The organism is uncultured Parabacteroides sp., assembly GCF_947855115.1.
GTDB lineage: Bacteria > Bacteroidota > Bacteroidia > Bacteroidales > Tannerellaceae > Parabacteroides.
Map to the genome: position 1 here is coordinate 19,086 of NZ_CANTZW010000032.1, position 26,187 is coordinate 45,272.

The 26,187-nt window shown below is 46.6% G+C and carries 18 protein-coding genes and 1 pseudogene; 8 read left to right on the top strand and 11 right to left on the bottom strand.

Annotation, left to right across the window (positions count from 1 at the left end; translation table 11 throughout):
• Positions 1 to 802: 802 nt before the first annotated feature.
• The 7 genes and pseudogenes from Q0110_RS15725 to Q0110_RS18360 all read left to right on the top strand — a co-directional run bounded on the left by Q0110_RS15725 (position 803) and on the right by Q0110_RS18360 (position 13,558).
• Complete coding sequence (locus tag Q0110_RS15725) at positions 803 to 3,946, top strand: TonB-dependent receptor (RefSeq protein WP_297908584.1); 3,144 nt, start codon at positions 803 to 805, stop codon at positions 3,944 to 3,946.
• A gap of 42 nt (positions 3,947 to 3,988) precedes the next feature.
• Positions 3,989 to 5,620, top strand: a complete 1,632-nt coding sequence (locus tag Q0110_RS15730) for a RagB/SusD family nutrient uptake outer membrane protein (RefSeq protein ID WP_297908535.1) — start codon at positions 3,989 to 3,991, stop codon at positions 5,618 to 5,620.
• A 158-nt stretch (positions 5,621 to 5,778) separates the two neighbouring features.
• Positions 5,779 to 8,652 (top strand): GH92 family glycosyl hydrolase, encoded by a 2,874-nt coding sequence (locus Q0110_RS15735; RefSeq protein WP_297908538.1) that lies wholly within the window; start codon positions 5,779 to 5,781, stop codon positions 8,650 to 8,652.
• A 143-nt stretch (positions 8,653 to 8,795) separates the two neighbouring features.
• The gene (locus tag Q0110_RS15740) at positions 8,796 to 9,947 is read left to right on the top strand and encodes an alkaline phosphatase (protein ID WP_297908541.1); all 1,152 of its coding nucleotides are present in this window, start codon (positions 8,796 to 8,798) and stop codon (positions 9,945 to 9,947) included.
• 140 nt (positions 9,948 to 10,087) lie between these two features.
• Entirely contained in the window at positions 10,088 to 11,716 is a 1,629-nt protein-coding gene (locus tag Q0110_RS15745) for a trehalase family glycosidase (protein ID WP_297908544.1), read from the top strand.
• 141 nt (positions 11,717 to 11,857) lie between these two features.
• Positions 11,858 to 12,619: pseudogene (locus Q0110_RS18355) on the top strand (metallophosphoesterase); the annotation flags it as partial.
• A gap of 180 nt (positions 12,620 to 12,799) precedes the next feature.
• Entirely contained in the window at positions 12,800 to 13,558 is a 759-nt protein-coding gene (locus Q0110_RS18360; RefSeq protein ID WP_366139692.1) for a hypothetical protein, read from the top strand.
• A 455-nt stretch (positions 13,559 to 14,013) separates the two neighbouring features.
• Here Q0110_RS18360 and Q0110_RS15755 read toward each other — a convergent pair whose 3' ends face one another.
• From Q0110_RS15755 to rpoN, 11 genes are all read right to left on the bottom strand, one after another.
• The gene (locus Q0110_RS15755) at positions 14,014 to 14,247 is read right to left on the bottom strand and encodes a trypsin-like serine protease (RefSeq protein WP_297908549.1); all 234 of its coding nucleotides are present in this window, start codon (positions 14,245 to 14,247) and stop codon (positions 14,014 to 14,016) included.
• 21 nt (positions 14,248 to 14,268) lie between these two features.
• Positions 14,269 to 14,751, bottom strand: coding sequence for a hypothetical protein (locus tag Q0110_RS15760; protein WP_297908552.1), 483 nt, complete (start codon positions 14,749 to 14,751; stop codon positions 14,269 to 14,271).
• 1,105 nt (positions 14,752 to 15,856) lie between these two features.
• The gene (locus tag Q0110_RS15765; RefSeq protein ID WP_297908555.1) at positions 15,857 to 17,176 is read right to left on the bottom strand and encodes a M23 family metallopeptidase; all 1,320 of its coding nucleotides are present in this window, start codon (positions 17,174 to 17,176) and stop codon (positions 15,857 to 15,859) included.
• A 6-nt stretch (positions 17,177 to 17,182) separates the two neighbouring features.
• Positions 17,183 to 18,028, bottom strand: a complete 846-nt coding sequence (locus tag Q0110_RS15770; protein WP_297908558.1) for a DUF4292 domain-containing protein — start codon at positions 18,026 to 18,028, stop codon at positions 17,183 to 17,185.
• A complete protein-coding gene (locus Q0110_RS15775) occupies positions 18,025 to 19,746 on the bottom strand; it encodes a tetratricopeptide repeat protein (protein ID WP_297908561.1) in 1,722 nt (573 codons plus the stop codon). Before Q0110_RS15775 ends, Q0110_RS15770 begins: the two co-directional genes overlap by 4 nt.
• Positions 19,747 to 19,774: 28 nt before the next feature.
• Entirely contained in the window at positions 19,775 to 20,209 is a 435-nt protein-coding gene (gene dut / locus Q0110_RS15780) for a dUTP diphosphatase (protein ID WP_297908564.1), read from the bottom strand.
• Positions 20,210 to 20,320: 111 nt separating this feature from the next.
• Positions 20,321 to 22,156: a 4-hydroxy-3-methylbut-2-en-1-yl diphosphate synthase gene (locus Q0110_RS15785; RefSeq protein WP_297908567.1), complete on the bottom strand. Its 1,836-nt coding sequence runs from the start codon at positions 22,154 to 22,156 to the stop codon at positions 20,321 to 20,323.
• A 106-nt stretch (positions 22,157 to 22,262) separates the two neighbouring features.
• On the bottom strand, positions 22,263 to 22,769 hold the full coding sequence (gene purE, locus Q0110_RS15790; protein WP_297908570.1) for a 5-(carboxyamino)imidazole ribonucleotide mutase: 507 nt from the start codon (positions 22,767 to 22,769) through the stop codon (positions 22,263 to 22,265).
• Positions 22,770 to 22,771: 2 nt separating this feature from the next.
• Entirely contained in the window at positions 22,772 to 23,152 is a 381-nt protein-coding gene (gcvH, locus tag Q0110_RS15795) for a glycine cleavage system protein GcvH (RefSeq protein ID WP_297908573.1), read from the bottom strand.
• Between the two features lie 16 nt (positions 23,153 to 23,168).
• Positions 23,169 to 23,789: a hypothetical protein gene (locus Q0110_RS15800; RefSeq protein ID WP_297908576.1), complete on the bottom strand. Its 621-nt coding sequence runs from the start codon at positions 23,787 to 23,789 to the stop codon at positions 23,169 to 23,171.
• Positions 23,790 to 23,795: 6 nt separating this feature from the next.
• Positions 23,796 to 25,253, bottom strand: a complete 1,458-nt coding sequence (gene rpoN / locus Q0110_RS15805) for an RNA polymerase factor sigma-54 (RefSeq protein WP_297908579.1) — start codon at positions 25,251 to 25,253, stop codon at positions 23,796 to 23,798.
• Positions 25,254 to 25,640: 387 nt separating this feature from the next.
• Here rpoN and Q0110_RS15810 point away from each other — a divergent pair.
• A partial coding sequence (locus Q0110_RS15810; RefSeq protein ID WP_297908581.1) for a GAF domain-containing protein occupies positions 25,641 to 26,187 on the top strand: 547 nt, incomplete at its 3' end.

The following is a 26,187-nucleotide window of genomic DNA, read 5'->3' on the forward strand; positions in this document are numbered from 1 at the left end:
GTTTCTTACTGGACGCATCAAAGCAAGGGTAACATGTTTGTAACACTTTATTCATCCTTTGTTAACCTTGATTTTTGTGAATGTGTGACAAAAATTTTCGAATTTTGCGCCAAATAACAAAGCGTATAAAATTCTCAAGTTCATGAAGAACTTGACATTTTTGATATAAATTACAGTGAAAAAGTATATGAGGTCACCCATCGCCTCGTCATTTATGACGAGAAAACGGTTTTAAATGAACAAAAAGAAAATTGTAATGAAAACAAAAAAGACTTATAACATTAAAAGAACAGTTAAAAATAACCAAGTTCTTCATGAACTAAGTTCATGGGTCTCTTTCCCGGCACAACTAAAAAACAACCATGTGGATAGCGTCTTATTAATGTAGAAGTCATGAGCTGAACATTAAAAGAAGAAATACTGAACAAGGAAGAATTTGTGTATCAATTTTACATAAAACAGCAAAAGTATGAAGAAAAGTTTTTATGATTTTACCTCCGTCAAGCGTTTATGCGTAGGGATGTCTTTATGCTGTATGGTCGTGGGAGCTCAAGCCACTCCGACTTCCAGTGCATTTGACCAACGGTTTAACGTTGAGTTCTCACTCAACAACACCACATTAAAAACAGTGGTTAATTCCTTGAAAAAACAAACGGATATCGTATTCTCATACGATACATCTTTGGAATCTTTACGGGTAAATAATGTATCGGTCAAAGCCGAGAATGAGAAAATCGAAGCTATTCTAGATCAAGCGTTCCGTGGTACTGGGATCAAATACAAGATTGAAGACCGGATCGTAATGCTTTACTCAGGTAAAGAACTTTCAGCCAAAACAAATGCTAAACAACAAAGCACAAAAAAGATTTCCGGTATCGTTAAAGACCCGATGGGAGACCCTGTTATCGGGGCGAACGTGGTAGTAAAAGGAACCACAAACGGTATAATCACCGGGCTAGATGGAGATTTCCAATTAGAGGTTCCGGAAAACGCTATTTTAGAGATCAGCTACATTGGCTATGTGACACAGAGTATACCTGTGAGTGGAAAGACTACTTTCAACATCATACTGAATGAAGATACCCAGAAACTAGACGAGGTGGTGGTATTAGGTTATGGTGCCGGGCAACGTAAACAAGACTTATCGGCCTCTGTTGGTGTATTGGACAATACGGAGGATTTAGTAGCCCGTCCGGTTACCTCTACCGAAAGTATGCTGCAAGGACAGTTGGCAGGCGTCACCGTGCAAGCCAACGGTGGAGACCCGACAGCCACACCTTCGATCGTGATTCGTGGACAAGGTTCGCAGAATGGCGATAACGTATTGTGGGTAGTAGACGGCGTTCCCGGAGCGCCAATTGCCTCCATAAACGATATCGAGACGATCGTTGTCTTGAAAGACGCCGCTTCTGCCGCTATCTACGGAGCGCAATCCGGAGCTGGCGGTGTTATCTTGGTAACCACCAAAAAAGCCAAAGAGGGCAAAACATCATTGAGCTACGACGCAACGTTCGGTATTCGAAAGGCTAGCAACGTAATCGAGCCGTTAAATGCGGAAGAACAACTAGAGATGCGGAAACTCTCCTACGCCAACGCAGGACTTACGTTGCCTACCGGTTGGGACTTGACCAAGAATCCATGGGTAGGAACCACACGTACCAACTGGATGGACGAAATATTCCGTACCGCTTTCTATCAACGTCATAACGTGGCCCTAAATGTTGGTTCTGAAAATGCTTCTAACCGTGTTTCTTTCGCTTACGATAACGATGAAGGTGTATTGATCAACACCTTCAACAAGAATCTTTCACTCCGTTACAACGGTAAATTCAAACTGAATAAATGGGTAACCATCAGTGAAGACGTGGTTTGGAAGAATAACGAAAGCCGTTCGAAAGATACCGACAGTGGTTATACGGGAGTTGTCGCGGCGGCTATGTATATGCCTGCCAGCGCTACAGTTTACAATCCGTTAGACGGTACCTACGGTGGAACAACGACCGAGGATCCGGATTACATCGCTAAATACGGCTCCAATTTCGCAGATATCCACGGAGACGCAGTCAATCCGGTTCGTCTGCTACAAGCAGAGAATCAATATAACCGGACCAGCGACATCTGGAGCACAACCAGTCTGGAATTAGCCAACATTATCACTGGCCTGAAATTCACAAGCCGTTTCACTTATAATCTAAAGAGTAATCTATATAAGAATTTCAGCCCGATCCGCGATGAGGTAGGAAAACCCTCCCTAACAAACAATCTAGACGAAACTACTTACCGTACAGATACATGGAAAACAGAAAACACCTTGACCTACGATAACACGTTTAAAGACTTGCATACCGTAGGTGTCTTACTATCCACTACAGCCGATCATTACAACGAGCGAGGGCTTGAGGTTAACGGAAAAGACTTGTCTGACGAATCCGCTTATCTGCAATACCTATCATATGCGAATTCCATTTCTGCGACAGACTATATGACCGGCCCTGATGCGAATGTATCCTTGATAGCTCGTCTAGCTTATTCATTCAATGATCGTTATTTTGTTACAGCCTCTTGGCGTCGCGATTACGCAGGCCGTTTGCCTAAAGACAATAACTATGGCGATTTCCCTGCCGTAACAGCCGGATGGAAAATCTCTAACGAACCTTTCTTCCCGAAGAGCGAAACGTTGAACCTATTGAAAATCCGTGCTTCTTGGGGACGGGTCGGAAACTTGGGATCTATCGGTTACAATTATAAATCAGCCTTATTAGGTAAGAGCTACTGGTCGGAACAAGCGCAATACGGTGTAGAATCAAATAAGATCTGGGGTAATTTGGTCTACAACTCTACCGCATTAAACCCAAATCTTACATGGGAAACTTCCGAGCAATGGGATTTAGGTCTGGATGTGAATATGTTTGACAACCGTTTGAGCATGGCATTCGATTATTTTGACAAACGGACTTTCAATTTGATACAATCACAAACGATGAACTGGCCGGGAACGATTGGTATCGATGCCATGTTAGTGAATCAAGGAGAAGTTCGTAACCGAGGTTTCGAGGCACAAATCAATTGGAATCAACAAGTAAATAAAGATTGGTCGTACTTCATCTCCGGAAACTTCTCTTATTTAAAAAACTGGGTTTCAGACATTGGCGTAAAGAATGCGGACGGCACCCCGGGCGTTTGGACAGGTATTACCCGGAACGGAAGTTATTTCGACGGCAGCTATCGTAACCTCCCTTATATGTATCAGACAGCCGAAGGAGAACCATTGGCCTCTTTCTATCTGATCAAGACGGATGGTATTTTCCAAACCGACGCAGAGGCAGCCGCTTATGTAGACAAAGACGGGAATCGAATCCAACCGGACGCTGTAGCCGGCGACTTGAAATTTGTCGATGCCAACGGCGATGGAGTCATTAACGATGAAGACCGTCAGTATTGTGGTAGCGCTACGCCCAAAACTACATTCTCACTCTCCGGAGGATTTACTTGGAAAAAACTTTCTGTAAGCGCTATGTTCCAAGGTGTAGGTGGAGCGCAAGCCTTATATGTAGGTAAATACATGGCTTTAAGTGATGTGGAAGGCAACTTCAACCGCTCAAAAGAAATCATGAACGCTTGGAGCCCATCAAACGCAGGATCGAATATTCCTCGCTTATCGAAAAACGATCCGAACAGTAACTTTAGCACACCGTCTGACTGGTATTTGGAAGATGCTTCCTACCTGCGTTTAAAGAACTTCACCGTATCCTACGACTTAAGTGACGTTATCCGGAAATGCGCTCACTTACAAGAGCGTAATAGCATGATGTCGGTTTACTTTAGTGGTGAGAACCTCTTCACGATCACGAACTATTCAGGAATGGACCCGGAAACCGGCGGTTGGGATGCCTTAAAGTATCCGGTTTCACGCGTATTCTCTGTCGGAGTCAAATTGACGTATTAATCGTGTGTGTTTACATAATATTCAAATTAATAAAGGATCAAAATGAAAAGATATATTACAATATTAGCCTTATCTGCCTTGGTTTGTAGTTCTTGTAGCGACTTCCTTGACGTCCAGCCGGAAGGAAACGCAACTACGACCTCCTATTTCCTAAATGACCAACAAGCCATCGATGCCATCGACGGATTATACGAGAGATTCCATCAAGAGGGTTGTTACGGTCGCGAATTATTCTGGGAACAGGGAGCTGCATGCGACATTGTCTGGGGACGTACTCGCGGTTATAATACCCTGGCAACTCTAGCCTACACGGGCGATGAATCCCCTTTAAGAGATGTATTCAGCCGTATGTACTCTACCATGTCTCGTGCGAATTGGGTAATACAAGAATTAGTGAAGAAAGAGAAGAGAACGGAGCTGACCGATGTAGAGAAACGCAGCTTGGGTGAGGCTTATTTCTGCCGTGGCTGGGCACATTATCTGATCGCTTACCGGTATGGCACAGACAAGCAAGGAGTTCCTTTCGTCCGTTATGAGGATTTTCCCGACGATTACGATAACTCCATACCTCCTCAGCAAGCTACGGTCATGGAGAATTACAAACTGATCATCGAAGATATGGACAAGGCAATCGCCTACCTTCCGAACTTCGAATCCTATGATGCCGACAACCGAGGCCGGGCACATCAGGCTGCCGCTGTCGCTTTCAAGGCGAAAACTTACGCTTATTGGGCTACTTGGGACGCTACCCAATGGAACAATGTAATCGAGATGGTCAACCTGTTGGAGAACAACTACAATCGTGATTTGGCCCCGACATTCGCCGAGATCTTCTCCTCAGACTTAAAAGATTATTGGAACGCGGAATACCTCTGGACTATACCGGGTATAGGCGGGGCACTGCCGGGTGGCTCCGAATTCCCGGGTGTTATCCTCGAGAATAAAGGATGGGGCAAGTACAACGGCTGGGGACAAATAAAACCTTCTTACGACATCTATGAAGAGATGGCGAAAGATGGTAAAGGTAACGAGCGCCTCGTCCGTTCCATCCTGGAATATAACCAAGAGTTCCAGTTCTTCGGCGAGACACGCAAGTTCTGGTCTACCTCAGACCTTGAGGCTGGTTTCATGGTCAATAAATATATGGATGCGTTCAAATATTCAGATCCTATAGAAGAAGGCGCTGTTAGTGCAAACGGAGACTGGCCTACGACCCGTGTCAATTTCCCGATCATCCGTTTCGCCGAAATGTTATTGTTCCGTGCCGAGGCGTATTTAATGACTGGACAAGCCGATAAAGCGACCGCTGATATCAACCGTATCCGTTTGCGTTCCAACTTGAAGCCACTTTCCGGCAACGCGACGATGAAGGATCTATATCACGAGCGCCGCTGCGAATTGGCATTCGAGTTTACAGACCATCTCTTCGATTTAAAACGCTGGAACCGTTCTTCCAACGCCGACATAAAGGCTTTGGCCGACAAAGAGCTAAACTCTCGTCCTCGTATCCGAAGATATGAAGACCGGGCAAATCCGGAATCAGCGTTCACTATCATCAATTACGAAGATTATACCAACAAAAACGCATATCAAGACTATATGATGGTATTCCCGTATCCCAGTGAGGAAATTACCAAATCAAACGGTCAGCTGAAACAAAACGCCGGATATTGATCTATATCCCATAAGTTCATAAAATAACAATGGGATCAACCAAGGGCTGTTTCATCTTTTTTGAGACAGCCCGTATTATTTTCCGTCAAGTAAAAAGCATATCTCAAATAGGTAGTTTACCTTTGTCAATTGTATAATAATAAACAAATAGATATACCATGAGATTAATTCAAACTCTTTCCTCTTGTCTGTGCGCAGGAATCATATGTTTATCCACGGCCTGTAGCCAAGCACCACAATCTCCTGTCGATTCTGTTGATCCATTTATCGGCACGGGATTTCACGGGCATACGTATCCCGGGGCCACGGCTCCCTATGGAGCGGTCCAACTAAGTCCGGATACTCGGAAAGGTAATTGGGATGCTTGTTCCGGTTATCATTACAGCGATTCCAGCTTAATGGGATTTTCCCACACTCATTTGAGCGGTACGGGATGTATCGATCTTGGAGATATCCTATTCCGCCCGTCCCTCCAAACCCCTTTAGCGTTCTCGCACTCAGACGAGAAGGCTTCCCCGGGTTATTACTCGGTAAACCTCAAGGAGGCAGGAGTCTTAGCGGAACTTACCGCGACTCCACACGTCGGGGTACACCGGTATACCTATAAAAAAGGGACAGACGCTAAATTGGTGGTCGACATGGACCATTTATTGGATAACGAATATATATACGAGGGTTGGGTAAAGCAAACCGGAGAAAATGAGCTTACCGGCATGAGACGTACCCGGGGCTGGGTAGACAATCAATATGTCTTCTTTGTAGCGCAATTCTCGCAACCGCTCACTTCTGTGGAACAACCTTCCGAACGACAAGCCGTGCTTACCTTCGATACGACCACCGGAAAGCCTATTGTATGCAAGGTCGGAGTATCGATCGTGAATGAGGAGAACGCCCGCCTGAACCTTGAGCAAGAGACGAATTCCTATGGTTTTGATTTCGATGCCATCCATCAGGCGACACGCTCCGATTGGGAAAAGGAGTTAGACGCTATTACGGTAGAAGGAGGAACCGAGGCCGAACGTACGAATTTCTATACGGCGCTATACCATAGCAAGATCATCCCGAATATAGCGAGCGACGTGAACGGACAATATCGCCGTCACGACATGAGCGTAGCGACAGTCTCCGCAGGCCGCCGCCAGTTCTCTACCTTCTCTACTTGGGATACCTTCCGGGCATGGCATCCGATGATGACTTTACTGGATACTACCTTGGTGAACGATATGGTACAGTCTTTCTTGGACATGTACAATGCCAGTGGCGAACTTCCGTTATGGCCGTTATCCGCAGGCGAGACCGGAACCATGATCGGTTATCACTCCACATCTATTATTGCCGACGCTTATTTGAAAGGTATTCGTGGATATGACGCGGAACACGCTTTCGAGGCGATGAAAGTCTCAGCGGAGAAAAATAAGAAAGGAGCGGATTATTATATAAAGGAAGGCTTCATCCCAACGAATATCAAGAAAGAATCGGTTTCCTGCCTATTGGAATTCGCTTATGATGATTGGTGTATCGCACAAATGGCGAAGGCTTTAGGACATATGGATGATTATGAGATATTCATCAAGCGCTCACAGAACTTTATCAACGTATTCGACGGTAGTACCTGTTTCTTCCGGGGTAAACGGCAGGATGGGAATTGGGAGACTCCTTTCGATCCATTCGCCATCGGACGTTCCTATACGGAGGCTACGGCATGGCAATACCGGTTCTTCACGCCGCATGATGTATATGGATTGACCCAGTTGTTCGGGGGCCGTGAAGCGTTTATCGCAAATCTGGATAGCTTATTCGCAGTCACCTCCGAGGTAGTCGGCGACCTGGTAGACGTTACCGGATTGGTCGGTCAATATGCGCATGGCAACGAGCCTAGCCATCACATGGCTTATCTGTACAGTTACGTAGGTGAGCCGTGGAAAACCCAAGAATGGACCCGTCGCCTATTGGATGAGATGTACCAACCGACTCCCGAAGGGATTATCGGTAACGAGGATTGCGGGCAGATGTCTGCTTGGTACCTGTTGAGCAGCCTTGGTTTCTACTCCGTTTGTCCGGGTAGCAACCAGTTTATCCTGACTACACCACTCTTCGACAAAGCGACCGTGAAGCTAGGAAACGGGAAGACGCTTACAGTCACGGCGAACCAACCGGAAAAGAATAAATACATCACAGGCGTATCGCTGAACGGAGAAAAGATCGAGCATTGCTATATCACCTACGACCAGTTGATGCAAGGTGGTACACTAAACTTCACGCTATCGGCAGTACCGGACAAGAGCTGGGGAACTGCCCCCGAGCATGCCCCCTATTCCTATACGGAGCAACCTACCGTATCTATTCCTTACATAGCGAATGACCTGGATCTGTTTGAAGGTGAGATCACCGCGGAACTAAAATCCACGACACCCGGAGCGATCATCCATTATACTCTCGACGGATCGGAGCCGGACGAGAACGCCCCGGTATACAGCGAGCCATTAGTCTTAAAAGAGACCACGACCATCAAGGCCAAAGGATACAAAAAGGGATTCATACCTAGCCGCACGTACTCGATCCAAGCGACAAAAGCTGTATTACGCCCCGCCTTATCCATCCAGCCGACAAAGCATGGGGTAGCTTACACCTATTACGAAGGAGAATTCCAATGGGTAACTGATCTGCGAAAGGCGAAGGTGGTCGAGACCGGAACGATGGCCGAGCCTTCTATCCTGAACGCCAAACTACCGGATCATTTCGGATACATCTTCACCGGATACATATATGCCCCGGAAGACGGTGTCTACGAGTTCAGTACCCGTTCGGATGACGGTAGCGTCCTCTATATCGGCAAAGAGAAGGTTGTGGACAATGATGCCTCCCACGCCGCTATCGACGCAACAGGACGCATCCCCCTACAAAAAGGCTATCACCCCTTCGCCTTGCATTATTTCGAGGATTACGAAGGTGAGTACCTGGGCTGGAGCTGGCGTACGCCAAGCATGTCCAAACTAGAAGCAATCCCAACCGAGAACCTTTATATAAACTGATAATACCTAGTTGTAGAGACGGGGCGTGCCCCGTCTCATCCCCTCGAAATAGTAACTTAAAGATACTATCAGACGGTGGGAGACGGGGCACGCCCCGTCTCTACAACCAAACAAATTAGATATATCATTAAATACTTAATCTTATGAAACGAACAATTCTATCTGTGCTATCAGCCTCAGCCATCCTGTTATCCGGCATGATGATGGTTCCGGAGGCTACCGCACAAAGCCGTCGAGACAAAGAACAAACGTACGTACTAGAGAAACCTTATGAGGTCAAGAAACTAGTCCCCCCTACCGGAAAGAAAATAAAGAACGTGATCCTAATGATCGGCGACGGAATGAGCCTTATGCACATGTATTCCGCCTGGACCGCTAACCGTGGCAAGCTCTGGCTGGACAACTCCCAATATACCGGCCTCTCGAAAACTTATTGCGCCAACAAACTCATCACCGACTCCGGAGCCGGAGGTACGGCACTGGCCACCGGCCATAAAACGAACTACCATATGGTAGGCGTAGATCCCGAAGGCAAACCCTTGGAATCATTGGCTACCTTGGCGAATAAGAAAGGTCTGTCAAGCGGTATCGCTGTCACCTGCCGCCTATGGGATGCTACCCCCGCTGATTTCTGCTGCCACAACACAGATCGTGATGCCGAGGCCGAGATCGTAACAGACTATGTGAACTGTGGTGTTGATTACGTATTCGGTGGTGGTTCCAAATTATTCGAGAACCGTGCGGATGGACGTGACCTTTTCAAGGAATTAAGAGAGAAGGGATACCAGACCCCTCGTAGCTGGGAGGAATTAGCAAAGATCCAAAAAGGCAAGGTCTTCTGCGTTACCGATACGGTAGATACTCCGCTTCCCGCCAAACGGGGTGACCTTTTAGCTCGCGCTTCCATGAAAGCGATTGATTTGCTGGGACAAAATCCGAATGGTTTCTTCCTTATGGTGGAGGGTTCTCAATTGGATGATTACGGACATTTCAACGATATTGACCTGTTGATGCAGGAGACACATGATTTCGATCGAACGATCGGACGTATCTTCGAATGGGCCGCCCAAGACGGGGAGACATTGGTTGTCGTAACCGCCGATCACGAGACCGGAGGTCTTACCTTGGTAGACGGAGATCTGAACGAGGGTAAGATCGTTTGCAAATTCTCCACCGGGGGGCATAGCGGCGTGATGGTTCCTGTCTACGCTTTCGGCCCAGGTGCCGAGAACTTCACAGGTATTTTCGAGAATACGGATATCTTCTGGAAAATCAAAAAGCTCTTAAATCTATAATCAAACATTATTCATTTGATTAGTTGTAGAGACGGGGCGTGCCCCGTCTCATCCCAGCAAAATGGTAACTTAAAGATACTATCAGACGGTGGGAGACGGGGCACGCCCCGTCTCTACAACTAAATATAAAATTCTAAAGAATGACAACAAGACGAAACTTCTTAAAGCAATCCCTGCTTGCGGCAGGTGCGGCTTCCGTACCCGCCGGGAGCCTTTTAGCGCAAGAGAAAGCAGAAGAGAAACGCCCCAAATACAACCTTCCTTACAAGAACACCTACCTGAAGGAACCCTTCGTGACAGAAAACGAGTTCCGGACCGCAAAACCGGAAACCATCGTCCCCGGAACCTTCGAGGAAGCTAAGCAAATCCTCCCCAGCCCGACTTGGAGCGGACACGAGAAGGAAATCGAGATGTATTGGAAGGCTTGGCAAATCGGTATCGGCAACATCAAGGCCCCGGAACCAGACTCCGGTTTCGTATGCAGTTACCTCGATGTCGCCTACAACGGCAATATCTTCATGTGGGATTCCGCTTTCATGATGATGTTCGCCCGCTTTGGTACTCGCTTCTTCCCTTTCCAGCGTACACTGGATAATTTCTACGCCAAACAACATCCGGATGGTTTCATCTGCCGGGAGATCAAGGCAGACGGAGCGGACTGTTTCGAACGTTACGACCCAACCAGTACCGGCCCGAATATTCTCCCTTGGAGCGAGATCGTCTACTACAAGCAATTTGGCGATATAGACCGCTTGCACAAGATCTTCCCCGCCCTTTGTGCCTATTATAAATGGCTGAAACTAAATCATACGTGGCGAAACGGCACGTATTGGACCAGCGGTTGGGGTACCGGTATGGACAACATGCCCCGGGTAGAGTCGAAATACAACCCGATATACAGTCACGGCCATATGATCTGGCTGGATGTTTGCTTGCAACAATACTTCACCGCCGGACATCTGCTTGAGATGGGTTTCTATCTGGAGCGTTGGCAGGAGATCGAGGAGTTCGAAGACGAGCAGAAGATGCTAAAGAAGTATATCAACGAGAACCTATGGGACGAGAAGGAACATTTCCTTTTCGATCAATACGCCGACGGAAGCCTCTCCTCCACCAAGGGAATCTACGCTTACTGGGCCTTATTGACCGATGTCCTTTCCAAGGAACGTATGGACGCTTTCGTAGCCGAATTGGATAACAAAGAGACATTCAACCGCCTGCACCGTATTCCTTCCCTCGCCGCCAATCATCCCAAATACAAGGATAACGGCCGTTACTGGCAGGGCGGCGTATGGCCGGGAGCGAACTATATGGTGATTACCGGCCTGTTGCAGCAAGGTTATCGTAAATTGGCTTACGAGATCGCACGTAACCATTATGATAACGTACTCAAAGTATATAAGAATACCGGAACGTTCTGGGAATATTACGCACCGGAACATGAGGAACCGGGCTTCATGGCTCGTCCGAACTTCGTAGGCTGGGGTGGATTGGCACCGATCTCCGGTTTGATCGAGCAAATCTTCGGTATCCGTTCCAATGTGTACGAGAAGAAATTGACCGTAGACGTAAACTTGACAGAGGCTTATGGCATCGAACGTTATCCTTTCGGCCTTGATGGTCAGGTAGCGATCAAAGTCAAGGCCCGCCCTTCCGTCAGCCAAGAGCCGCAGGTAGAGATTACCAGCGATGTCCCCTTAGAACTAAGTATCCTTTGGGGTGACAAACAGAAGAGTGCCAGCATAAAACCCGGCACGCAAACCGTATAAGTAAATCCATCAAACATCCAGTTGTAGAGACGGGGCGTGCCCCGTCTCATCCCAGCAAAATGGTAACTTAAAGATACTATCAGTCGGCACTGAGACGGGGCACGCCCCGTCTCTACAACTAGACTCAAAAACAATTAGTATATGAAACAGATTCTATCTTTATTCATTACCTCTCTCACACTCTGTACCGCTTGTTCCTCCCCTAAAGATAACCGCCTTGAGCGTGACATCACCGTAGTCGTAGCGGGCGATCTCCATTTCGATCTTCCACCGGAGACGGATCAATATTACCATGTCGTAACCATGAACCGTCTACCTGGCAATTTCACGTTTCCCGCAGACGCAACGCCGGGTATAGCCGGAGAAACCGTACAGAACGTGGATGGTGTAATCATCGCCGGGGATATGTTCGACAAGGCGCATCCCGAGATCCTCTCTCTTTACCGGGAACGATACGAGACAGGGCCGGGCGAGAAGACCATCCATTTCCCGGTATATCCCGGCTTTGGCAATCACGATATTGATCCTGTTTCCGACAAAGAGGCCGATAATCTGGCAGGCCGCGCTTTCTCCCTGCATTATCTGGATTCTATCTTGAATGACAAGCTAACGAAGAAGGAGATTCTAAATCTACACCCATCCAGCCGCAGTTACTCTTGGAACATCGGAGACGTACATTTCGTACAAGCTCAACGTTTCTCTGGCGACACCGCATATTGCGAAAGTAACCTCAATTGGTTGGCAGACGATCTTAAACAATATGCCTCCACAGGTAACCCGGTAGTCTATATCCAACATTATGGCGTAGACCCTTGGGCGATCAAATGGTGGCCGCAAGACGCTCGCAATCAATTATTCGATCTCCTAGACCAATATAACATAGCCGCTTTCTTGGTAGGCCATACACACGAGCCGTCTTTACGTTACTACCGTGGATATCCGATCTACCAAGTGAACAACGCTTGGCCGGATGAGGACGGGAACGGCTCGTTCGCCGTATTGCGCATAAAGGATAACGCCATTTCCGTGGCAAGTTGCCGCTGGACGGACGATAAAGGGAATTTCGAGGTTGTAGGCCCTTATCTGAACGATACCCTTCCCCGCCGTATCAATCAAGAAATCCATTACAATGCTTTCTCCCATAATGATTATTGGCGAGAGAATCCGTTGCAAGATGCCTTAGCCTTCCGGTATAATTGTGTAGAGGCCGATCTGTGGTTAATCGACGGAGAGCTATACGTTTCCCATGACCGTCCGGAGCCCAACCCGGCTATTACCTTCGAGAATCTGTATCTCAAACCGCTCGTGGCCCGTATACAAGCGAATGGCGGCAAGGTCTACCCCGGTAGCGACCGTCCTTTCTACCTGATGGTGGATTGTAAGGCACAAGGCGAAGAAATGTACAAGCTATTAAAGAAACAGATAGAGCCTTACAAGGAATACTTCTGCTCCGTCGATAACGGCGAATATAAAGAAGGCGCCGTCCTCTTCTTCCTTTCCGGCGACCGTCCTAAGAACAGCCTGCCGAAAGAGAACAGCCGCTTCACCTTCCTCGACGGACAAATCAAGGATTTGGGACAGGGTATCCCGGCCTCCCTCGCCCCGGTCGTAAGCGATAATTACGCTGATTTCTTCACATGGAAAGGCGAAGGCGAGATGCCCGCCGACCAACTACAAAAGATGCGTGAGATCATCCAGAAAGTCCACGATGAAGGAAAACTATTCCGTTGGTGGGGTGCCCCGGATACCGAGGTATTCAAACGCTTCTTCATCAAGGAAGGTGTAGACCTAGTAGGCGCTGACGATCTAGAAGGATTGTATAAGGTATTAACCGAACGGTAAGCGATACACGCTTGTTTTCCCTACTTGCCTATGTTTCGCATACTCTTTGGGGCTTTTTTGCCTATTTTTTGAAAAACACTGGATTTGTGAACTTTGCAGCCAGCGTACAACAAGAGGTATTCGGCATTCCGCTACTGGCCAATACATTGAGAGGCACTCTAGTGGAACAGCTCGTGGTGCAGACATAGAAGCCTGTGGATCCCATGTCTTAAACTGATCGAACATGCTCTCCAAGGGGGGGGGATGTTGATGTACTTTATAATTTCCATCGCCGTTTTCACATTCACCGACATTGAATGTAAAAACGGCAGTGGCGATTGTGTGATAGTTAACCCATCGTTGAAATAGCAATAAGTTGTATCACATTCGTAAAAGTTATAGGTGATGAAAGTTTTAATAAAGCTATATCTCCTTCATTATGAAGAATTACTTGACTGACTGTTCTACGATTCGTATCAGAAATAGGATTTGTGTGTCCCATGCTTATGGCTAACATGTGCAGCTGTTAATATCCACTGATTATTGATGATAACACCTCCACCAAATCCATAATCTGTGAAAATCGCGACTTGATAAGGGGCTTGGGATATATCAATACTCTGCCCTCCGATAATTCTTTGTTGCGCACGTAATATATGTATATTACAAATGACTAGTAAAAGTAAAACATGTAAAAGTTTTGTTCTCATGATGGCTTGCCTTTGTATATATCAGTTGTTTCTTATTCTCAGATCTATTAAATAAGCTTTTCGTTGGATAGGCTGGATGGACTTGTCAAACAGCCAATCTGCCTCGTCGAATATCCTTCCTCGATTTGTAACTTGCGCGGATACATACACCTTTGAGCCAATAGGAATCTTATATTTATCATAATCTTCTATCGCAACCCCAATTCTCCTGTCCATAACATCCTTTTCTATCTGTAAAAAAGTGGAGGAAGGAGTATCTTTGAAGAATTTCTCTCTATCCGTATAGAATTCATAAGCGTATTCCGCATAACAAATAGATACATAATTTTCATCTTCACAACTGACATAGGCTGGAGTATCTTTCAGCTCTAGAACGATCTCTTCATTATCCGTTCCTTCGAACGTGTCAGTTATGAATAAATCGTCATTACAACTTATCATACTCACAAATAATCCCAAATAGATTAATGGGAACATCAGGGTATTAACCGTTTGTTTTTTCATACGCTACATAAATTAAAAGTAAATATTATTTTAGCATTTATTCATTGATATAGTGTCGATAGCAGTTACGTCTATGTCACGATAAATCCCGGTGGTGCGAAGCTTAGTACATAATCACCTAGTTTCTCGGTTAGCACATTGTCATACAAATCGGCGTTTAAAGTGATTTTTCCTGCCATACTGTTTGTGTGTTTAATATTAATATTAGATTATAATCTCTCTCATCATCACCAACTCATCCGTATTACCTTATTCCCAACATAAAGGGGGAGAGCTAAGAACAGATCTTTTTATCCTTTCCGCACTGTCTTTTTAAGAATGAGACAAGGTAAATATACGCAAAATTAATAGAACAACCCTTTTATACTTAAAAAAGTCAATAAAAAGCAAGGGGGCATGGAAAAGATCACCAGCGACGTCCCCTTGGAGCTGACCGTCCTTTGGGACGACAAACAGAAGATTGCCAGCGTAAAACCCGGCACGCAAACCGTATAAGACAAGAACATGCGAAACATGGGAACACGGAACACACGGATATATTTTATGGTATCTCTATGTCCGTGTATTGCCGTGTGCTCCGTGTATTCCGTGTTCCATAATTTAAAATCATTCTAGTTATGAAACAGATTCTATCCTTATTCATCGCTCTGCTAGCCTTTGGCGCGACAAGTTACGCCCGGGACGGGCACATATGAGCATCGGGATGAAATGTCCAATGAAGGTTTATAGAGGAGAAATACCGGGGAAAAATCTTTGGAAAAAAGACATTTGATTTTTGCCAATCCATTTCTGACGCATTACATTTGTATGCCGAGAATATGGTTCACTCTGGTATTATCCATTGTCCGATCCTTATGACTAGTCTTTCTGGCGATTTGTTATGGGGTGACAAGTGATACTGAGGAACTGTGAATTTATTGACAAGTCAAGTCGTTTAACTACTCCAAAAACTGACAAGTGATTTTAGGGTGAAGCAACGAGCGTTAAACGAGAAAATTACAATAGGCATTATAAGGTTGTTACAATGGGCATTCTAGCATCTTTACAACAAGCATCGTAACAGCCTTATAATGCCCATCATAGTTTTAACATATCACAACCGCTTTTATTCCAACCAAGGCTGCGGATTCAGCTTTGTCTTTTCCTTCCACAACTGGAAGTGAAGGATTGTGGAATTACCATCTTCCGGGTCTGAATAGATTTTTCCGATCGCTTGGCGGGTAGAGACCCGGTCGCCCGCTTTTACATATACTTGGCTTAAATTACTATAAACTGTCAGGTAGTTACCATGACGGACGATCACGGAATTATTGTACCCCGGTACCACGAATACACGTGTCACCACTCCATTGAATACCGCACGGGCATCTGTCCCGGGGGCGGTTTGGATATCGATGCCGCTATTGCTGGTACGGACATATTTCAATTCCTGATGCTGTTGCTCGCCGAATGTAGCGACAATCGTATGTCTTCCGGCCACCGGATAAGGCAAACGCCCCCGGTTATTCGCGAAATTATCGGACAATTGCTTCTCGGCTTTTGTCATCGCATAGCCGCCTTTCGTATCTGCCACACGTTCCTCCCGGATAGGCTCGCTCTTGCTTTCCGGTACGGTCTTCCCCTTGGCTGCGGCCTGTTCACGGGCGCGGCGCTCACGCTCCGCACGCTCACGGGCAGCTTTGGCCTCTGCCTCGGCACGGGCAATTTCCTCAGCGATCTGCTTCTCTATCTGCCGGTTTAAAGCCTCGGCCTGACGGCGCTTCTTCTGAAGAACCGCTTTCAAATCCTTCTGTTTCTTATTCAGTAATTGAACCTCCTCTTTCTGGGAAGCTTCCTCGCTTTCTAATTTCTTACTCTCCTCCTGGCGAGTTCCCAAAAGGGCAAGCTTCTCCGCACGAGTCTTTTCCATCTCGGTTTGCTTACGACCGATCTCGGCCTGCTTTTCGATTATATCATTCGCTTGCCTTTTTTGCCAATCCGCATATTCGCGCAGATACCGTATACGCCGCATGGATTGGGAGAAACTCTCGGCAGACAGGATAAACAACAATTTATCCTGCGAGCTACGGTGTTTATAAAGTCCTCGCATCGACTTTCCGTAATTTGTCTGCTTATCGCCCAGTTCCCGCTTTAAGACACGTAACTGACCTTGGATATTCGAGATATCTTTCTCGATCTCACCCAACTCTTGATTCAATAAACCGATGACTTTCTTACGGGAAAGTATCTGCTTGGATAATAAATTCAGACGGTTCAAAGAAGTTTTTGCCGTCCGGGTTGTCTCCTGCAATAATTTATTCGTCTCCTCGATATCGGCCAACGCTTCCTTGCGTTGCTGCTCCAACTGACGGACAGCAGCAGATTTCTGACCGTAAATCACGGTAGATAAAGACAAGGCCAATAATACGATCCAGACGTACCTCATGATAGATTATTGATTCAGATTCGTAATCGTTTTCAATATTTGCGCAAAGGTAATACGTTTATATCTAGAAGGAACCGAGAAATCCAAATTTACCGGCTCATCCAACTGGATACGGGAGTAATGGATCTTCACTCCCCCCTCGGAATTCCCGCCCTTCAGTACCTGCACATCCATCAACATCGGGAATGGTTGCTGGTCTACCAAACGAAAGTCCTCGTATAACCATTGCAAAGCATAACGGCCAGAAGGGTCTGCCACATAGGTAGAGAGAAGTTTTTCCTCTCCATCTGCCTTAAAGGTATAGAAAAGCCCCATGGCATCCTTTGTCTTTATTTCGGCGACCGGGCCTTCCTGAGTCAACTTAAAACGATTATAATGCTCGCGGGAAACGCCCTGTTCCCCCGGTATAAACAAGTGATTCGTGAAAAGAGCCTGTAAATTATAGAAGTTGAACTCAATCGGGGTCTGTCCTTGTAAATTGGAATAATTCTCGATCATATAGCGTTTATTCATGCGGTCTACTACCTTGATCGTATCCCGGCTTAACTCGATACGAAAGATCTCGATCCCGAGAAAAGGCTGTACCGACAACTGGAAAGCGCTATCCTTGACCATCTTCATATCCACCCGAGAGCTCATCTGCTTACCGGGAATGTCCAAGTCCACATTCAACCGGGCCGTTAAGGTACGGAATTGGAAAGACCGCTCTTCCACCGACTGGAAGAACTCATTATGAGCCTTAACGCTAGCGGATTCCACCGTCCCGACTTTCTTGGACGATTTACAGCCTGTCAGCATCGAAAGTAAAAGACCTCCGCACAGCAGGAAGGTCAAGAAATAATCTCTTTTCATTTCGCGTTCTCGTCTTCTATATATTGTTGCTCGGCGATCTTACGGTTCAAGACCTCGGAATCCTTACCCATCTCTTTCGCCTTCTTCCATTGTTCCACCGCCTTCTCCTTGTCTCCGTTCATGAAAAGGATATCTCCATAATGATCCACAAGTTCGGCGCTCTTTGTCTTATCTTTCTCCAAGGCGCTCTCGATATAGATTTTCGCCAAGGTATAGTTTCCCTGCACGAAGAATATCCACGCATAGGTATCCAGATACGTGGCATTATCCGGTTCCAGCTTGATACATTGGGCGCTCATACGCTCCGCTTTCTTCAAGTCTTTCTTCTCCAAGGAAAGGAAGTAACTGTAATTATTCAGCACGACCACGTTCTTGTCATTGTACTTCAACGCCTCATCGTACGCCTTATACGCTTGCTCCAGTTGCCCGCCCATCTGGTAATAAATATCACCGATCTGGCCGTAGAAATCCGACTTCAGCGGCAGGTTCTCCTTCGGGATGATATTCAAGCCCGCATAATAGGTATTCAAGGCTTCTTGATATTTCTCTTGCTGATAATAAGCGATACCCAGATAGAAATAATATTCCGGCGACTCGGGGAACAACTCCATGCAAGCCGTACAAATACGGATCACCTTCGGGATATCCTCCCCTTTCAAGGCCAGATTCAACAATTGCTGCCACGCCCCGGCGTTACCCGGCTCCATCTCGGTTACCAACTGGAACTGAAACTTCGCCTCCTCCGTCTTCCCTTGGGCCATCAAGAGACCGCCATACATTAGTTTTAAGTCGATATCCTCCGGATGTTGCTCCAAAAGCGTTTGGAACAAATGGTTCGCGTTCTCGGTTCCCTGCTTTGTTTGTTGCAGTTTCAAGATATACCGGGAAAGGATGTTCACCTTAGTCTCCACATCCAGCTTCTCATTTACCAAAGCGCTGCGGATTTGTTGCTCGGCCGCCTCCTTATCCCCTTTCGCCTCGTAGTAATTGGCCATAGAGACGATATAATAAGGATTGGTCGGATCAATCTCATTGGCTTTTTGATAGCAAGCCAAAGCCTTGTCCATTTCCTTGTTTTCCAAATGAAGATCGCCCAACACGATCTGGTAACGGGCCTCCATAGGATATTTAGCCGCTAGCTTCTCGATCTCCTTGAAAGCCTCCTCCGGCTTCTCCAACTGGATGTATAACTTGTATTTCTGCATGGAGATCGCCTCATTCATACCCATTACCGACTCCAACGCATCATAAGCCTCGATCGCTTTTCCGATCTCACCGGCCTGTGTCAAAGCGTCGGCCAGATAATAATTCAGCTCCTCCTTCTCCGGATAATCCCGGACCAGTTCCTCGTATTCCTCGGCGGCCTCGCCATACATACCCAGATTCCGGGTGATAGAGGCCAAGGCCATTTTATACGTAAAATTATCCTTATCATTAGCCACGGCCTTTTTTAACATCTCGACCGCCTTTTCCGGACGGTTCAATTGTACGTAAAAAGAAGAAAGCTCATACAAGACCGGAGCCGCTGTCGAGTCGATCTCCAGGCAATGGTTGAAGGCATCATAGGCGGCGTCGAACTTCCCGGCGTTCTTCAAATTCAAGCCCTCGTAAAAGAAGTAATCGAATTTACGTTGATCCTTCTCCGTATCTGTAGCACCCACCGGAAACACAGCGACCAACGAGAGGAGAGAGATGATATATATCAGTTGCTTAAACATCCTATTATTCTTGTTAACCTTATTATCCTTATTCTTTTCCGGTATGGCCGAACCCTCCGGCCCCCCGCTCCGTATCGTCCAACGTATCCACGGGTTCCCACTCCACATGGCTATGGGCGGCTATAACCATCTGGCAGATACGCTCACCATCGTTAACCGTAAAAGGCTCGGAAGACAGATTCACGAGAATAATGCCGATCTCTCCCCGGTAATCCGCGTCGATCGTACCCGGCGTATTCAGCAAGGTTATCCCATGCTTTAAAGCCAACCCGCTACGAGGACGCATCTGGGCCTCATAACCTTCCGGCAGGGAGATATAAAGTCCGGTCGGGATTAATTTACGCTCCAACGGTTTCAACACGACCGATTCCGACAAATTCGCCCGGATATCCATCCCGGCAGATAAAGGAGTCGCATATCCCGGTAGCGGGTGATGCGATTTATTGATAATTCTTACTTTCATATATTATCTTACATTCTTTATTCCCGAACGGAGGCTATTCGGATTACACCGAGTGCACCAGAACGAGGCGATAGGTTCTAATCCTTGATCCCCACAAAGATAATGAATTAACTAATTAACCCAATCCCCGTTCTCTTTTATTAACTGAACTAAACGTTCTACAGCGTCTTCCTCGGGGATGTTCTTAAGGACACATTCCTTGCCTTTATACAGGCTGATTTGTCCACGTCCGGCACCCACATACCCATAGTCGGCATCCGCCATCTCGCCGGGGCCATTTACGATACAGCCCATGATACCGATTTTCAGACCTTTTAGATGGGAGGTAGCCTCCTTGACACGAGCGATCGTTGTTTGCAAATCGTACAAGGTACGTCCGCAACTCGGACAAGAGATATATTCCGTCTTGCTGATACGAGCTCTCGTAGCCTGCAAGATCCCGAACATACAACGATCCGAGATAACCGTCTCGCATCCCTCGTTATGCAGCATCAAGCCATCCCCGAAACCGTCTAGCAAAAGCGTACCGAAATCCGCGGCAGACTTCAATTGCAACAACTCCACATCCGTCTCCCGGAAATCACGATGCAAGACAACCGGCACGTCACAACCCGACAACAATAATTTATGCATAGCCGCACGTTGCGAGCCAACCCCATTCCGATGATGTGTGCTCAACAAGACCACCACGCTCTTATCCGCTCTCAAGATCTCCAACATACGATCCGTAAGATCCATATACGTCAGACGGATAAACTTAAGCGGGCAATCGTAATCCTTTAACTCCTCCGCTTCCGAAGCGATAAAGCAAGGATAGGCGTTCGGACGCTCTTTCCAGAAATGAGCGTCTACCAATAAACGGAAATTATCCGGCAAATTATCCGGGTCTTCCTTCCCAATATATATATAGTCCGGCAAGGACAAATAATCAAACTCAAAATCCCCGTTACTACGATCGGAGATCACGACCGGCGGGAAAGTACCTCCGATACCCTCCACCACACGGCTCGTACGACGGCTTGTCGCCACCGCATCGAAACCGGGAGCCATGACAGCCTCGATAGGCCGATGATTTTCCCGTTCCCTAATATAATCCACCAATTTACGGGCTACCGGCATTTCCGCCTCAGGATCCTCGCTCAAGGAAACCCGGATCGTATCGCCGATACCGTCGCACAGAAGCGTTCCGATTCCGACGGCGCTCTTGATACGCCCGTCCTCACCGTCACCAGCTTCCGTCACCCCAAGGTGCAAAGGGTAATGCATATCCTCGGCCTCCATCGTACGTACCAGTAGCCGCACGGTCTTCACCATGACTACGGTATTGGAAGCCTTGATCGAAATAACCACATCCGGGAAATTCTCCTCCCGGCAAATACGAAGAAACTCCATGCAACTCGCTACCATCCCCTCGGGCGTATCACCATAACGGCTCATGATACGATCGGAGAGCGAGCCATGATTCACGCCGATACGTATAGCGGTACCGTGCGCCTTACAAATATTCAAGAAAGGGACGAACCGCTCACGGATCTTCTCGATCTCGGCGGCATATTCCTCATCCGTATATTCGAGATGGCTGAATGTCTTTACCTTATCTACATAGTTTCCCGGATTGATACGTACCTTTTCCACCTCACAGGCGGCGGCATCGGCCGCTTTGGGATTAAAATGGATATCAGCGACCAAAGGAGTCGTATACCCTTGTTCATTCAATTGCCTGCGAATCTCGCCCAAGTTACGAGCTTCCCGTTCCCCTTGTGCCGTAAAACGCACATACTCAGCACCGGCCTCAATCATACGGATCGCCTGGGCTACCGCTGCTTCCGTATCCATCGTCGATACATTGGCCATGGATTGAATACGGATGGGATTCTCCCCTCCCATAGGGGTGTCGCCAATTCGCGCAACAGAAGATTTACGGCGGTTGTAATTAAAGTAAGCCATTATTCATTGAAAGTTGAGAATTGAAAATTGAAAATGAGTGTTGAGAACTGAAAACCTAAAGAGAGTCTTTCTCCTCAATTTCCAATTCCCAACTTTCAATTTTCAATTAATTCGTTTTGTATTTAAAAGAAACCTTAGACAACTCCTCGTTAGCCTTTACGATTTTCTTCTTTAAATCCTCCTTATAAGCGGACAGTCTCTCTTGCAATCGCTCATCGCCAACGGCAAGCATTTGCACCGCGAGGATACCGGCGTTCAAAGCGCCGTTGATGCCGACAGTAGCCACAGGAATTCCCGGCGGCATCTGTACGATAGCCAACAGAGCATCCATACCGTCTAGCGTAGAGTTGATAGGTACTCCGATCACCGGAACCGTCGTCATGGAAGCGATCACACCGCAAAGATGAGCGGCCATTCCGGCAGCGGCGATAATAACCTTGATCCCACGCCCTTTAGCTCCTTTGGCGAAAGCCTCTACCTCTGCCGGGGTACGGTGCGCGGACAAAGCATGCATCTCAAACGGAATCTCCATCTCATCCAAGAACTTGGCAGCCTTCTCCATGACGGGTAGATCCGAAGTGCTACCCATGATAATACTTACAACAGGTGTCATCCTTATTTAGCGATTAATTTTTGATAGTCATCGGCAGATAATAAGCCATCCAGTTCTCCCGCGTCAGAGATAGATATCTTGATCAACCAGCCTTTACCGTAAGCGTCTTCATTAACCAATTCCGGAGCGTCTTCCAACTCAGCGTTCACTTCCAATACCTCGCCTCCTACCGGCATGAAAAGGTCGGAAACAGTCTTAACAGCCTCGATCGTACCGAACACTTCCTCTTGAGCGACAGTCTCGCCCTCCGTCGTGATGTCTACATAAACGATCTCACCAAGCTCGCCTTGAGCGTAATCCGTAATACCAACGTAAGCAACGTCACCTTCTACACGAATCCATTCATGGTCTTTTGTGTACTTTAAATCTGCAGGAAAATTCATAATCTTAGTGTTTTTATTAGATGAATAAATAGATATAACTCATTAATGAGGCTACAAAGGTACATATAAATCCCAGACAAAACCCCGCATATACCTGCATTGGCGTATGCCTTTTCAAAAAGATACGCGAGGTACCTAACAAACCGGCGATGATCAACACGGCGATGAAGGCCCAATACGGATTTATCATATGGATATGCGCCACTCCCATAATACCGCCCAACAACCCGCCGATACCGATGGCATGCGCGCTTATCTTCCACGCGAAGTTGATGCACAAGGCGATTACCAAGGCTATGCAAGCCCCGATCAACATCGCCAACAACCAAAACGGCATCAGCATCCTATACAGGAAAAAAATACAAAGCAGGATGGAAGTGATAAAAATCAGATAAGGAACCACCCGCTCTTTCCGGTCGGAAAGCTCGATATCGCCCGCCGCGCCATTCTTCACCAACAAGAAAATAAAAAGGGCGGGAACTATCGCTGTCGATATAAAAGTGCCTCCGGCGATCAGCATCTTCACAGGCAACGGGTAAATAGCGAGAAATGTAAACATCAACGCCAGCACGATCCCATAGGTCACCATAAGCAACGGATGGAACACGAAGGATATTATATTCGAGAATAGTTTCATACGCTTTTATATTTCCTTTCTCAGGCGAGCCACCGGAATCCCCAACTGCTCCCTGTATTTCGCAACCGTACGCCGGGCGATGACATATCCCTTTTCTTTCAGGATGGTAGCCAATTCCTCATCGGTCAACGGTTTTCGTTTATCTTCGGCATCCACATGTTCTTTCATGATCTTTTTCACCTCGCGGGTAGAGATCTCCTCGCCGCTATCGGTCTGCATAGACTCGGAGAAAAAGTATTTCAGCGGATAAATGCCGAAATTCGTTTGGACATACTTACTGTTACTCACCCGGGAGATGGTGGAGATGTCATATCCGGCACGCTCCGCCACGTCTTTCAAGATCATGGGGTGGAGCGTAGCCTCGTCTCCTGTCAAGAAAAAATCCCGTTGCAAATAGATTATCGCCTCCATGGTGCGCTGCAACGTCTCATTACGTTGCTTGATAGCGTCGATGAACCATTGAGCCGAGTCAAGCTTTTGTTTCACGAATTGTACGGCATCCCGCTTCTCGGCGGTCTGGTTCGCTTTATTGGCCGTATAATCCTGAAACATCTCGGCATACTCCCGGTTGATACGCATGTCCGGTACCCCCCGGTTATTCATGCTCAAGGTTAGCTCTCCGTTATTCGCCTCTACCACGAAATCCGGGATGATATGGCTCATCGCCATCTCCATAGAGCCCCCCCAGCTACTTCCGGGTTTCGGATTCAACATGGTAATCTCGTGAATGGCTTTCTTCAATGTCTCCTCATCGATATCAAGGCCTCGTAAGATCTTATCGTAATGCTTGCGGGTAAACTCCTCGAAATATTCGGTCAGTATGCGGATCGCCAAACTGGTGACCGGAGTCTTCTCCTTTTTATCCAACTGGAGCAACAGGCATTCTTTCAAATCGCGGGCACCCACACCGGCAGGCTCAAAGTCTTGTATGACACTCAAGATAGACTCGATCTCTTTCTCTTCTACCTCTTGTCCGGCCTGGAAGATCAAATCGTCCGCTATCGCCGAAAGGTCCCGGCGCAGATAACCGTCATCGTCTATATTCCCGATGATGTACTCCGCTATCTTCATTTGCTTATCCGGCAAATCCCTTAATCCTAGCTGCTGTAACAAAAACTCGTTCAGTGATTGACTTACGGAGAAGGGAACATCCTCTTTCCGCTCTGCCCGCTCGGTTATTTCCCGTAGCTTATAATCGGGTATATCATCTTCCGTCAAATAATCTCCTAAAGAAAGATCGGTCTCGGTATCAATAGAAGGGAGCTCGTCTCCCCCGTCCTCGGTATCAGTACGCTCAAAATCATCAACAGGCTCTTTTCCTTCCTCCAAGGCAGGGTTATCTTCCAGCTCGTGCTTCACTCGTTCTTCCAGCTCGATCGCGGGAAGCTCCAGAAGCCGTATCAACTGTATCTGCTGAGGGGATAGCTTTTGCTGTAACTTTTGTTGTAACTGCTGCTTTAACATAATCTAAATCATTGCACGATAAAGGCAGGACAATCTGCCTGCCCCTTCTATCTATCAACATGCAAATATAAGTTTTTAGTTTTAACAGTACAGCTATTAAACTATAATAGTTCTAAACATCGAAAACATTTAAACAACGATATCGAATTCAGAAAAGAGCCTTAGCATTCTGAATAGCAAGTATAACGTATATATACCCGTCTCCATAAAACCGCGACACTTGGGAATCTGGCCATTTCCCAAAATAAACCAAAAAAGCCCAACGATATTCCATTTTTCATTATTTATAATCAATGTATCAAATTATTTATATACTTTCACCGCCATTAATTTCATCTTTTCCAATAGGATATGTGAGTTGATACAAACACCGTCACCAAAAAGCTTATGGATCTTTTAAAAGAGAAAAACAGAAAATCAATCTTGGTACAAACAGAGAATAGGGTGAATGATAGGGATCTCAAGGAAATTATATCTCAAATCCTTACCGTTCTTCTTGGCGAAGAAGATAACGCCATTGAAATATCCACCCGTCTGTTGTTAGAATATTTCGACGCAGATCAGGTATACATAGCCCTTTTCGATGACAAACAGGAGAAAATATTTTTCTTGCAGAAGTCTTTAAGCGATTTGGATGCCACTACATTAACAGACCTAAAGGAGCTTCCATACGAGGAGGTGCCGTGGACTGTTCAATGTATTAAGCAAAAGATCGATATAGTTTGCGATGATTTGAGCCAACTCCCCCCTGAAGCGGACATAGACAGGAGACTGCTGGTTGAAAAACAAAAACTGAAGTCAATGCTCGTTCTTCCTTTAGTGCTCCAAGATAAAGCACAAGGGGCTATCGGGTTTGACTTCTCAAGGAATACTCATTATTGGACAGAGAAGGAAATCAGTGATCTGCGTATCATTGTCCGGGCATTAGCCATTC